The organism is Gracilimonas qinghaiensis, from assembly GCF_046602855.1.
GTDB lineage: Bacteria > Bacteroidota > Rhodothermia > Balneolales > Balneolaceae > Gracilimonas.
Genome location: NZ_JBKINJ010000001.1, coordinates 1683591 through 1696107, shown reverse-complemented (window position 1 = coordinate 1696107; position 12517 = coordinate 1683591). Strand labels below are relative to the sequence as shown.

The 12517-nt window shown below is 42.2% G+C and carries 13 protein-coding genes; 5 read left to right on the top strand and 8 right to left on the bottom strand.

Features of this window, described 5'->3' with window-relative positions; all coding sequences use genetic code 11:
• Nucleotides 1–3 precede the first annotated feature (3 nt).
• From ACKGJO_RS07605 to ACKGJO_RS07580, 6 genes are all read right to left on the bottom strand, one after another.
• On the bottom strand, nt 4–1155 hold the full coding sequence (locus ACKGJO_RS07605) for a ribonuclease D (protein ID WP_411322815.1): 1152 nt from the start codon (nt 1153–1155) through the stop codon (nt 4–6).
• Between the two features lie 53 nt (nt 1156–1208).
• Nucleotides 1209–2096, bottom strand: coding sequence for an aldo/keto reductase (locus ACKGJO_RS07600; RefSeq protein WP_411322814.1), 888 nt, complete (start codon nt 2094–2096; stop codon nt 1209–1211).
• A 175-nt stretch (nt 2097–2271) separates the two neighbouring features.
• Nucleotides 2272–2712 carry a cytochrome B gene (locus ACKGJO_RS07595; protein WP_411322813.1) on the bottom strand — a complete coding sequence of 147 codons (441 nt, stop codon included), beginning with the start codon at nt 2710–2712 and terminating at the stop codon, nt 2272–2274.
• Nucleotides 2713–2756: 44 nt separating this feature from the next.
• Nucleotides 2757–3116, bottom strand: coding sequence for a DUF1499 domain-containing protein (locus tag ACKGJO_RS07590; RefSeq protein ID WP_411322812.1), 360 nt, complete (start codon nt 3114–3116; stop codon nt 2757–2759).
• Between the two features lie 41 nt (nt 3117–3157).
• Complete coding sequence (locus ACKGJO_RS07585; RefSeq protein ID WP_411322811.1) at nt 3158–3712, bottom strand: LOG family protein; 555 nt, start codon at nt 3710–3712, stop codon at nt 3158–3160.
• Nucleotides 3712–4872: a cysteine desulfurase family protein gene (locus ACKGJO_RS07580; RefSeq protein ID WP_411322810.1), complete on the bottom strand. Its 1161-nt coding sequence runs from the start codon at nt 4870–4872 to the stop codon at nt 3712–3714. The genes ACKGJO_RS07585 and ACKGJO_RS07580 overlap by 1 nt, the downstream gene beginning before the upstream one ends.
• A gap of 156 nt (nt 4873–5028) precedes the next feature.
• Between ACKGJO_RS07580 and ACKGJO_RS07575 the strand changes: the two genes are divergently transcribed.
• Both ACKGJO_RS07575 and ACKGJO_RS07570 read left to right on the top strand, forming a co-directional pair.
• The gene (locus ACKGJO_RS07575; RefSeq protein ID WP_411322809.1) at nt 5029–6222 is read left to right on the top strand and encodes a phosphoglycerate kinase; all 1194 of its coding nucleotides are present in this window, start codon (nt 5029–5031) and stop codon (nt 6220–6222) included.
• A 119-nt stretch (nt 6223–6341) separates the two neighbouring features.
• A complete protein-coding gene (locus ACKGJO_RS07570) occupies nt 6342–7436 on the top strand; it encodes an AI-2E family transporter (RefSeq protein ID WP_411322808.1) in 1095 nt (364 codons plus the stop codon).
• A 245-nt stretch (nt 7437–7681) separates the two neighbouring features.
• Here ACKGJO_RS07570 and ACKGJO_RS07565 read toward each other — a convergent pair whose 3' ends face one another.
• The gene (locus tag ACKGJO_RS07565; RefSeq protein WP_411322807.1) at nt 7682–8473 is read right to left on the bottom strand and encodes a YoaP domain-containing protein; all 792 of its coding nucleotides are present in this window, start codon (nt 8471–8473) and stop codon (nt 7682–7684) included.
• A gap of 65 nt (nt 8474–8538) precedes the next feature.
• Nucleotides 8539–9732, bottom strand: a complete 1194-nt coding sequence (xseA, locus tag ACKGJO_RS07560; protein ID WP_411322806.1) for an exodeoxyribonuclease VII large subunit — start codon at nt 9730–9732, stop codon at nt 8539–8541.
• Nucleotides 9733–10000: 268 nt separating this feature from the next.
• Here xseA and ACKGJO_RS07555 point away from each other — a divergent pair, with 268 nt between their 5' ends.
• From ACKGJO_RS07555 to tsaB, 3 genes are read left to right on the top strand one after another with little or no spacing between them, the layout of a single operon-like run.
• A complete protein-coding gene (locus ACKGJO_RS07555; RefSeq protein ID WP_411322805.1) occupies nt 10001–10453 on the top strand; it encodes a YiiD C-terminal domain-containing protein in 453 nt (150 codons plus the stop codon).
• Nucleotides 10450–11814 (top strand): dihydroorotase, encoded by a 1365-nt coding sequence (locus ACKGJO_RS07550; protein WP_411322804.1) that lies wholly within the window; start codon nt 10450–10452, stop codon nt 11812–11814. The genes ACKGJO_RS07555 and ACKGJO_RS07550 overlap by 4 nt, the downstream gene beginning before the upstream one ends.
• Entirely contained in the window at nt 11801–12487 is a 687-nt protein-coding gene (tsaB, locus tag ACKGJO_RS07545; RefSeq protein WP_411322803.1) for a tRNA (adenosine(37)-N6)-threonylcarbamoyltransferase complex dimerization subunit type 1 TsaB, read from the top strand. The genes ACKGJO_RS07550 and tsaB overlap by 14 nt, the downstream gene beginning before the upstream one ends.
• The last annotated feature ends 30 nt before the right edge of the window (nt 12488–12517 follow it).

Sequence of the window (12517 nt, the reverse complement as noted above, 5' to 3'; positions counted from 1 at the left end):
CTATCATAAAAAGTCACTTATATCCAGCTGCAACTCATTTGAATATTTTCTCAATAAATTGATCTTGTAGTCGGGCATTAGCTCTGTTTTCCCGGCTATTATCTCTTTGGCAAGTCGGTTTGGAAGTATGAATGATTTGGCGTGCGTTCCAAAGTCTTCTGCAATCTTATTTTGAATAGGCTTCATCAGCTTATCCTTAAGGTTATTGATCCTGTTCTGCTCCCGGCGCATTGCAAGATAATCTTCTTTACTCATGGAGTAAGAGGCCTTTTTATTTTTAGATAGATTCTCTTCTTCGGCTTCACTAATCGCCTCCTTGATCACTTTCAAGAGATCAGATTTAAAGGATGCATTTTTAATGCCTCCAAAAATTCCTTTTGTGTTTTCCCAGTTTTCAGCCTTTCCCGGGTCTGTTGCCAGGTCCTGAATCAATTTCTTATTTGCTAAATGATATACCGGCTTATTGAATGACTTGGCGACCTCATCAAAGAATTCCATCAGTTTTCGGTATAGGTGCCATTCAAAAACGGTCAGGTTGTTTTTATCCTTGTCTTTAATAAGGTTATTGTGATCTTCATCGCTATAGTCTAAGTGATTGAATATCCGGTTTTCCTGATGGATCCACTCCAGTACCCCCTGTTCATCAGCTATCTTGCTCAGTTCCTTTTTGAAATCCAGAAGATATAGAACGTCGTCTGCCGCATAATGAAGCTGATCTTCTGATAAGGGCCGCCGGAACCAGTTGCTTTGCTGAGAGCTGCTGTTAACCTCAATTTCCAAGACTTGCTTGATCAGTTTTGTGAGTGATGCCGGCTGAAAATTTAAAAGACTTGTGGCAGCATCAAGGTCGTAAAGATTTTTTGGAAAACAGCCCATAGAGTGAAATAGTCTAAGGTCTTCTCCAAAGGCGAAAACCACTTTTTGGATCTCAGGGTCTTCTATAACAGGAAATATGCCCTGAATATCAATATCGCTGCTTAAAGGATCGATCACGTAGCACTCGTTGCCATCGTAGACCTGCATCAAACACATATTGAAGCCATAGCGGTAACGGTTGCGGTCAAATTCGAGGTCAATAGCAAACTCATCAGCTTTGCTGATCTCGCTCGCCACATCCTGTAGAGCTTTATTGTCTGCAATGTATTGAATATCCATAATGTGGAATCTGATTTTTCCTAAAGATATAAGATTTCAGGAATAACTGTAGTTTACCTGTGTTTTTCGTAGATATTTGGTTCTAATACACCGGCTAATTGTTCTAGCTTTGCATCAGATACGGATTCTTGTTGTGAATCAAGTATCTCATTCAGTTGAGATTCTGTTCTGATCCCTAATATGGCTGATGCAACTGCAGAATGTTGAAGCACGTAATCAACAGAAGCTTTGATTGGTGAACCAGTTTCATTTACTGCTTCTTTCATCTTTTCAACCTGTTCAGCCGAGTATCTCAGATAATTCTGACCGGCTTTATCGATCAGCATTCCTTTTGCAATGGTACCACGGGTTATCACGCTGATATCATTTTCAGCAAGCAGATCTAAAACTTCTTCCTCAGGCCTGCGGTCGAGCAGGCTGTATTGCATCATAACTACATCCATATTAGATCGATCTGTCCACTCGCGAATGGTATTCGGACGTATGGAGGAGATACCATAAGCTTTGATCTTACCCTGCTTTTTCAGGGATTCAAATGCTTCTATAGCTTCATCAATGGGGTCATCAATGGTTCCGCCATGCAGCATATATAGATCAATGTGATCTGTTTGTAGTCTGCGCAGACTTTCATTCACTCCATTCAGAATGTGCTCTTTAGTAGGATCCCAATCCCAGCCGGAACCATCTTCTCGCCATACATTACCGACTTTTGTGGATATAAATACATTATCACGGACAGGACTCAAAGCGGTTCCAACCATCTCCTCGTTCAGACCTTTATCGTAGAGATCAGCCGTATCGAAAAAATTGATACCACCATCATATGATTTTCTAATAAGGCTGTTGACATACTGTTGTCCTTTTTGCAATTCAAGGGACATACATCCGAAGCCGATCTCACTGACTTCGAAATTTGTTTTGCCTAACTGTCTATGCTTCATAATCTTTATCTGTTTGTTTTCAGTAATATAAACATAAGTTTTCTGGTTGTAGATTAGATGAATAAAAAACGGGTGAATAAAAGCTACTCAAATCAAGGATCGCTGTTTTTTAAGTAAACAAAAAAAGCTCCTGAGCAGAACACAAGAGCTTAGGATATAGACACAAATATAGGTCTTAGAACCAGCCGGTATTCAAGCCGCGGAATGGCCATGGGATGGACGCGATCATGATCAGCAGTCCAATGCCATATGTAATAGCCACTCTTTTATGTTTAGCGAGCGAGGCCTCAAGTCTTTTGGCAGAACTGAAACCAAAGGTGATCAAAGCGATAGCAATGATCATCATGGTGATATGTTCAACGGTATAAAACCGAAGCAAGGTGCTTTCCATTACACCAGATTCAAAAGAGACTTTAGGACTGATAAAATACAAGACCAATCCTATGAGCAGTTGAATATGGGTGACGATAAGGGCAAGAAGAGCAGCTATCCGATCTGATTTTTGATATTCTTTCTGTCCCATCCATCCGGAAATGGCTTTAATGATCGCCCAAACGATCAGTACCAATAAGATCCAACGAAGTCCTGAGTGAGCATGTAATAAACCGGTGTACATATTTGCGTGATTGAATTAGAATTTTTGCTGAATATAGCGAAGTATTAGATCTTAATCTCTTTCTTGAGTTTCTTAAAGATCTTCCGAACTCTGCGTTTGTTAACACCCAGGTCATACTCTCCAAGCCTACTTGCACTTCTGATGTAGACAATGGTTTCTCCGTTCTTTTCCTCAAGTATCACATTCACATCATCTTTAAAACCAAATATGGGGATTCTGTAAACAGCATGTAGTTCTATTCGCTTAGGATCCTCAATTTCGAACTCATGGGCATCTTCCTCGAAAATCTGTGAGATATACTCAAACACTACTTCTACGCCGGTGTTAAATACTTCATGGGTGCGAACACAGTTCGGCGAACCTGGACATTCAGGAAGTGGGTTTTCAATTGAGAGTTCAGCCATGGTCGCAAAAACTTATAAATAATCGGTTGTTGGCTAGGAAATCAATCTAACTCGAAAAATCGTTCCATCTGACCCATAAAGTCATCCACATCTTCACAAACGGTGAACAGGGATAAGCTTTCTTTATGGATGAAATCGTGGCTGACCGCCTTTTCCGTGAACTGTAGCAATCCGTCAAAATAGCCATCGGTGTTGATGATGAAGATCGGCTTGTTATGAATACCGAGTTGCCGCCAGGTTAGTATCTCAAAGAACTCATCGAGGGTTCCAAATCCTCCCGGGAGAACAAGAAAGGCATCGGACAAAGATTCCATAAGAGCTTTTCGGGTGTGCATATCCTGAGTTTCGTGGAGATCGGTGAGCCCTTTGTGAGCAGCCTCTCTTTCCTTAAGTTGAGTCGGGATGACTCCGATAACGTCTCCGCCTTCTGTCAAAGCAGCATTTGCCACTTCGCCCATAATTCCAACACGTCCGCCACCATAAATAATGCCCCAGTCTCGCCGGGCTATTTCGCGACCGGCGTCCTTGGCAATTTCAGGAAACTTTGGATAGTTTCCTTTTCGTGACCCGCAGTAAATACAAATATGCTTTTTCATTAGGCTATATTGAACATTCGGCTTAGAACAGCATTCAGTTTTTCAACAAAATAGAAGATGTCTTCTTCTGTATTTTGTTTACCAAGGCTGACACGGATGCTTGAGTTAGCAAGGTTTGGCTCTATTCCAATTCCGGCCAGCACGTGTGATGGCTCTACCGCACCGGATGTACAGGCTGAGCCGTTTGAAACACAAATACCCTCGATATCCAGGTTCAGCAATAACATTTCTCCATCGATGTGTTTGTCGTCGTCATTGCTAAAAGATAGATTAATTATGTGGGGGACGCCATCTTTCTGTGGCCCGTTTACGGTAACATCGACTGATAATTTATCTTTTAGCTGATCTAAAAGAAGTGAACGTAATTTTTTAAATTGCGCTATATGGGCTTCCATTTCATCAACAGCCAATTCGAGTGCCTTTGTAAATCCTACGATGCCCGGAACATTCAGGGTTCCGCCGCGTCTGCGTCTTTCCTGAGATCCGCCTATCATCCATGGTACCCAACGGGCTCCATTTTTTACATACATGATACCGGTACCTTTCGGTCCGTATATCTTATGGGCACTACCACATAAAAAATCGACTCCAAGGTCCTTTACATTGACAGGAAGCTTACCCAGGCTTTGTACAGTGTCAGAATGAAAGGGTACATCAAACTCATTGCAAACCTCTGCAATTTCTTTTAGCGGGTTGATGGAACCAATTTCATTATTGACGTGCATAAGGCTAACTAAAGCTGTCTTTTCGGTAATAGTTTCACGAACGGCACTGGCGGTGATCATTCCTGTTTCATCAGGACGTGCAAACACCGGTTTGATCCCCCGCATCTTTTCCATCTCAACAGTATGAAGAACCGCATGATGTTCGATCTCAGAGGTTACCACTTCGTTCTTATCACCTGAAACTGCAAGTACGCCTTTGATGACTGCATTGTCACTTTCAGTACCACCGCTGGTGAATACGATCTCAGATGGCTCGGCTCCGATCATTGCAGCTACTTTTTCGCGAGCATCTTCGACCACTACCTTTGTTTTTTGTCCAAGGTGGTGAGCAGAATTAGCGTTTCCGTAATTATCTTTCAGGTAAGGCATCATGGCCTCTAAAACGCGCTCGTCCATTGGGGTAGTGGCAGCGTGATCGAAGTAAACCGTTCTCATCAATTCCCGATATTTTCAGATTAGAATTCAGTGCGCTAAAAATATTCAAATTGTCGATGAAAAGCAGGATGGAATCCGGGTTCATGAAAACTTCATTTCATGATGAGATCTTGGTACATTACGGTGATATTTAAATTATAAATGATCAATTGACTCATGGCTAAACTCACTCTCAACGATGTCGAAGTAAAAGGTAAAAAAGTACTGATGCGCGTGGATTTCAACGTTCCGATTGAAAACGGAAAGATCTCGGATGATAACCGTATCGTTCAGGCATTACCATCCATTAAGCATGTAATTGAAAATGGGGGACTGTTGATACTGACAAGTCACTTGGGTCGCCCGGCCGGAGAATCGGATCCGGAATTCTCCTTGAAACCAACCGCTGATCACCTCTCAACGCTGATTGATGCAAAAGTATATTTTGCGGAAGATTGCATCGGTGAAAAAGCCGAATCAGTGATCAATAAAGCTGAGTTCGGTGAGGTGGTTGTTCTTGAGAACGTAAGATTCCATCCAGAAGAGAAAAAAAATAACGAGCAATTCAGCAAAAAGCTGGCGGCTCACGGTGATTTGTTTGTGAATGACGCATTTGGAAGCTCACACAGAGCTCATGCTTCGGTTGCAGGCGTAACAAGATATTTGCAACCTTCTGTTTCTGGTTACCTGCTCGAGAAGGAGATCAAGTACCTGGAGGAGAGTATCAATGATCCTGAGCGACCATTTGTGGCGATCCTTGGCGGTGCTAAGGTATCTGATAAGATCGGTGTTATTGAGAACCTGCTTTCTAAAGTAGATACCATCATTGTGGGTGGAGGAATGACCTATACTTTTTATGAAGCTAAGGACTGGCCGATCGGCGATTCGCTTGTGGAAGAAGACAAAGTAGGTTTGGCCAAAGAGTTGCTTGAAAAAGCTAAAAGGGCAGGCGTTAAATTCATGTTACCTATGGATAACGTGATTGCTAAAGAATTCAAAAACGATGCCGAGCACAAAGTTGTGGATGAAGATGGGATCGAGGATGGTTGGATGGCCCTTGATATTGGTCCACAGTCATCCATCGCGTTTGGCAATCAGATCAAAGCAGCCAAGACAGTAGTTTGGAATGGGCCAATGGGCGTGTTCGAGATGGAGAATTTTGCAGACGGCACATTTGCCGTAGCTGAAGCTCTTGCGGAAGCTACTGAATTCGGAGCAACTACCATCATTGGTGGCGGTGATTCAGCTGCAGCTATCAAAGAGGCCGGACTGATGGAGAAAGTGTCACATGTATCAACCGGGGGAGGAGCCAGTCTTGAATATCTTGAAGGCAAGGAATTGCCCGGTGTCGCCTCGCTGACGGATAAGTGATTCATCAATATTAATTTTTGATAGAGGGCTGATTCTTAGAATCGGCCTTTTTCATTTTTTTAGACAGTTAAATTGATTTCAGAAATTCACCATCACAAATTATATTCTTGGTTAAAAAAATGAATCAGTACCCACTCTTATTGAGAAGTACCATACGGTTGGCTTTTGCCTTTCTGCTTATCGCAGCTTTGATATTAACCCGTCAGCTGTTGGTACCACTGTTCCTTAGCGTGATGCTGGCCTATCTATTATTTCCCTATGCTGAGTGGCTCGAGAGAAAAAGTGTGCCACGTATTGCTACAAATCTGATCGTGATCATTGGATTTGGGATATTTTTAGGAGTGGTAGGTAGTGCGGTGGGAGTGCTTACCTCCAATTTCACCAATGATTTTCCGCAAATACGAATTCAGTTTGAACAGAACCTGCAAAATATTTTGGGTTCTATCACAGGCTATACCGGGATATCTGAAGAAAGCATTAATGCAGTGGTCCGTAGCTTAGGTGAAACGGGACAATACTTTACTGAATTTTTTACAACTACAACCAATACCCTTTTAACATTGGGTCTGCTACCGGTTTATACTTTTTTACTGCTTTTCTATAGGAATAAATTCAGAGACTTTGTGTCTATGCTTATCAGGGATAAACATGAGGGTGTTTTAGAAAACATCATTGATCAGGCATCAAAAGTAGTTCCAAAATATCTTAAAGGTCTTCTCATAGTTTGTTTTTTGCTTATGGGGTTGAATTCACTTGGCTTTTATTTGATCGGTTTGGAATATGCACTTCTCTTTGGGGTCATAGCGGCCCTGTTCAATCTGATCCCCTATCTTGGTACCATATTGGGCTATGGTGTGGTTTTGCTATTTGTGCTTGGAACACAAACTCCAACGCTGGCCCTGGCAGTGATCGTACAGTTTGCGATCGTTCAGTTTCTGGAAAACAATATTTTGACACCCAATATCACAGGTTCATATGTGGAAATAAATCCACTGGTTATAATTTTTTCACTTATAGCTGCAGGGATGATCTGGGGGTTGCCCGGAATGCTGATCATCATTCCATATCTTGGTCTGTTCAAGATTGTGTGTGAGAATGTAGAGAGTTTGAGACCTGTCGGGTTTTTGTTGGGTACAAAAGGCACTGAGAGACATTCATTAACCATCAAATCTATTCAAAGGCGGTTCGGCTGGATAAATGGTGATTCAGATTGACTGGAATTAGATACATAAATTTTCTTTACGATACGGTTTCCGCTTTTCGTTTCAGATACGTTTTAATCCCTAATCTTTGTTCGACAATCAAAATGAAAGATACGGTGTAGATTCTAACCGTGTTTCGTATCAGGGTACGAATGGGACATACAGTCCTCTTGCGGCAACTCGGCATTTCGGGTGAACCGTATTCAAAAGTAGGTGCTTTAGGCTACGTTATCTTTCAGGAGGGATCTGATCATTTATCAGCTGGCGATCAGATATTTGAATTCCGGATACATTTCGTTTAAGTCCAGTGAACCGATTAGTTCTTCAATTCCGTGTTTATTTAGCAATTTATGTGTAAGAAAATGACCATCCATAAAGACACCAAAGGTTCCGTATGGTGAACCCGACTCCCTTGCTTCCTCAGGTGTATGCACTCTTTGTAGTTCTACATTGAACCCCATGTCCTCAAATATGACCTTCATCTCGTGGATGTAATAGTTCACAAAGGCACTTTGATCCGCATAACTTATCGTAATGCCATGAGGATTTAGTGGGTTTGTTTTCTCTGCTATTGGCAAGGCGAATGAGGGAACTGGCACTTCCATCTTGAACTTTTTGACCAGCATAGTAAATCCAGGAATATGAGCATGCTCAAGGTATCCGCGCTGAAGGTAGAAATCTCTGTCTTGGTTGAAATCCTCATTCTCCAATACAATTACCATGCCGTAACTTGTGCTGTTGTCAGTTTCAGCTATTTGCAGTAACTCTGATTTTAGCCATTGCTCAGGTTCATCATCTGCCACATAAACATGATTGATGAATGTATAGCCCGGAGCATAAATAGGTTTCCATGCAAATTCAGCAGGCACGTACTCTATGAAGGCATCTTTAGGAGTATCCAGCTTTATGATGACCATTCCTTCCTCAAATCGGTCAAGTAACCAATCCCGATTGTATGTAAACAACTCAGGACTATTTGGGTTTTTGAGATCTATGCAGGGCAGGGTTCCCTGACCTATGGTATCAGTGGTAAGTTTGATGAGTGTCATGATGCCTCCGGAGTTTTTCGGATGCTACTCAAAAATCTTAAAGAATATATGAAGAATGGAAACTCTCAGACCTTTTTTACACCGTCTTTCCACTGCAATTCAAACGACTCTTTCTCCTTAAAAGAATCGGATTGCCGTATCCATTTTTCATTTTGCCAAACTCGCACAAAGCCTTTTTCGAGGGGCTCATTGGGATTTTGTTTGTCCAATGCGTGGGACAGCGAGATCAATATCTTCTGCCGCTTCCTGATCTGCGATTCAGCTTTATGAGCAAGTTTTTCTCGTAAATTTTGAATATTAACGTGCGCTGAATCCATTTTCTGTTTCACAACTTGAAGGGCGTGGGATTTTGCCAGATTAGAGACTTTGTCTTTGTATAACTGAATAGCACCAGTGGTGTGTATTTCAAGTTTTTTGGTTTTGTCTTCCACTAGAAATCGGATCTCATTGATATCGGGTACTGCAAGCACCGCGGCCTGCGTTGGAGTGGCTGCTCTGGCATCAGCTACAAAATCTGAAATGGAAAAATCAACTTCATGTCCCACGGCACTTATGACCGGAACTTCACTTTTGAAGACAGCCCTTGCCACAGTTTCTTCGTTAAAAGGCCAGAGGTCCTCAAGAGAACCTCCGCCGCGCCCAATGATCATCACCTCGACATTCTTGCTTGAAGAGAAATACTCTATCCCTCGAACTATCTCGCCTGCTGCATTGACTCCCTGTACTGAAGCATGATGTAATTTAACGGTCGCAAGCGGCCATCGCTTTTCAAATGTAGATCTTATATCCTGAAAAGCAGCACCGGTGGCTGATGTCACCACCCCGATGGTTTGGGGAAATTTGGGAAGTGGTTTCTTGTGATGCTCCTCAAATAACCCTTCTGCCTTCAGTTTGGCCTTCAGTTTCTCAAAAGCCTGCTGTAATTTCCCAATTCCGGCCTGTTGAACCAAGCTTACGATCATTTGGTATCGTCCATGCGGGGCATAAACCTGAATATCGCCCCCAACCACTATTTGTTGTCCGTCACTAAGATTTAGGTCAAGACGCTGAGCCGTACTTCTCCATATTACACAGGGAAGGGATGCATTCGAATCCTTGAGAGTGAAATAATAATGCCCGTTTCTGCTTTGATTCACATTGCTTGTTTCCCCTTCAACCAATATATCGATGAAGTTCTTTTCCAGAACATTCTTGATCTTATCGGTGAGTTGCGATACGCTGGGAATATCAAATAAGAACGGGATCTGATTCTCTGACATAGGATTTTTCGTTTCAAAATTATGGCTTAAGGTAAGAAGGATTGAATTCCTTCGCATGGACAAAGAGAAATCCAAAAGTCATCATGATTATTTGGGTTTTACAGTAATCTCAAAAGATCTCCCAATGATCAGAAATTATATTTATAATCAGAAAACGCAACTTTCTCAAAAAGACATATTCCCAATAACATTAAATATTATTCAGTGCTGAGGAACTAAACCTTTACGCAAGCAAAGACCTTTATTACTTCAGCATGTAAAGAATATCATGACCAAAACCCAGATCGAACAATATCTCTATAAGCACATCCCTATCACCAGGGCGTTGGGTGTGAAAGCCGTTTCATTTTCAGAGAGTGAGGTGAAATTGAAGGCGCCTCTGTTCAATAATATCAATCATCAGTCAACAGCATTTGGCGGGAGTATCAGCAGTTTATTGATCACCACCGGGTGGTCTTATCTGCGGTTGTTGTTTGATGATGAGGGCCCCGTTCCTGCTATTGTGATTGGCAGAAGTTCTACAGAATACCTGAAGCCGATCAATCAGAATTTTGTAGCTGAACTGTTGATTCCTGAGGAGGAAGATTTATCGAGATTTAGAGAAATGTATGAACGGTTCGGAAAATCCCGGATCACGCTAAAAGCTCAAATTAAAATCGTCGAACAGATTCACGCTTCCTTCGAGGGTGATTTTGTTGTGATGAAAGATCGCAGTCAATGAAACTGCCCAAGGCTATTTGTGCATTGACCGTTAAAGGCGGTATATTTGCAGGCAAAATAAAAAAGCCAAAATTCAGATCTATGCTCCTTAAAAATTTAAAACCTGTAAGCAGCTCCCATAACGGTAAAGATACCATTGATATCCGCATTGAGAGGGGTGTGATCAAAGAGATCGCACCAGGATTAAAAGCTGGAAAAGTTGAAGAAGTCCATGATCTGAAAGGGGCATATGTTTCCCCGGGTTGGATGGATATGCATGTTCATTTACGCGAACCTGGCTTTGAGCACAAGGAAACGATCAAAACAGGTTGTGATGCAGCGGCCTTCGGTGGGTTTACAGCAGTTGCCTGTATGCCGAATACTAAACCTGCCACACACACTCGTGATGTGGTCGAGTACATTATCAAAAAAGCAGAGAACCTGCCGGTAGATGTTCACCCAATTGCCTGTGTAACTAAAGACCGTGCCGGTAAGTCCATAGCCGAAATGGCTGATATGAAAGAAGGTGGCGCAGTGGCATTCAGTGATGACGGTGATCCGGTCTATGATTCACAGGTGATGCGTGTGGCGTTGGAGTATTCATCTATGCTTGGAATGCCCATCATCAATCATGAGGAAGATCTTGCACTTTCCCGGCCGGGACATATGAATGAAGGGAAAGTGGCTACCCGACTCGGCCTTGATGGAACACCCGGTATTGCTGAGGAAGTGATGATCGCGCGGGATATCCTTTTGGCAGAATACACCGGTGGGCATGTTCATGTTGCTCACATAAGTACCAAGGAAGGGGTAGACTTGGTAAGGAAAGCTAAGAAAAAAGGGATCCATGTAACTACGGAAGTTTGTGCGCATCATTTTGATCTTACTGATGAGGAAATCGAGCGGACCAATTTTAACACGAATTTTAAAATGCATCCGCCGCTTAGAACGCAGGAGGATGTAAATGCCATGGTAGAAGGCTTGGTAGACGGAACGATCGATGCGATCTGCACTGATCATGCTCCTCATGCCATTGAGGAAAAAGAAGTTGAGTTCATTTATGCTCCGAACGGAATAATTGGCCTTGAAACAGCCTGGTCTATCACCAACAAGAGGCTGTTTCAAACAAAGAAAATGGATCTGAAGCAGTTGATCGATAAATTATGCTATAAACCAAGGGAGATCCTAAATCTTGAAGTACCCGAGATCAAAAAAGGGGCTAAAGCCAATTTAACTTTCTTCAATACCGATGAAGAGTGGACCTTCACTCCTAAGAATGTACGATCCAAGTCTAAGAATTCACCCTACCTGAATGAGAAACTGGAAGGCCGGGCGGTGGGTATTTTTAATAAAGGTCAGTTGGTATTGAATGAACTCAGATAAGATACTTGCCATAGAAACAGCTACCGAGATCTGTTCTGTGTGCTATCAGGATGAGAACGGTGAAGTGCATGAAAAAAGGACAGAAAGGAAGGGCTCGCATTCAGAACTGATCTTTATTTTTATCAGGGAAATGATGCGAGAACAAAAGCTTAACATCAAAGAGTTGGATGCTGTGCTGGTAAGCACCGGTCCGGGTTCTTACACAGGGTTAAGGATAGCAGCCAGTGCGGTAAAAGGTTTGTTATTCGGGCTCGAGATTTCCGTTTATGCAGGAAATACCCTGGCGGGCTTTGCACAAAAGGCTGGGGCCGGTAAGATACATGCTGTGATCAATGCCAGAAGAAAGCATCTCTACCATCAGTCATTTAGAAAGAATGGAGATGTAAAAGCAATATCAGAATCATTAATTATGGAATTAAAAGAGATCGAGAGTAAACTACAGCAAGGTGATCTGATCATTGGCACGGGAATCGACCGGCTGAACGAGGAATCCCTGAAAAATATAAATATTATAGACTCCACTACAATTTCAGCCAAAGGTCTGATCAACCTGTTTAATAGTGGGGCAAAAGATGAATTCTTTAGCAAAACAACACCGGAAGAGCTGGAATCAAATTATTTAACGAGTGTTCAAGTGAATAACTCAAATTTGAACAAAGCTAATTCTAACTAAATCAGATTCAGAATTAAGCGGTAGAATCTT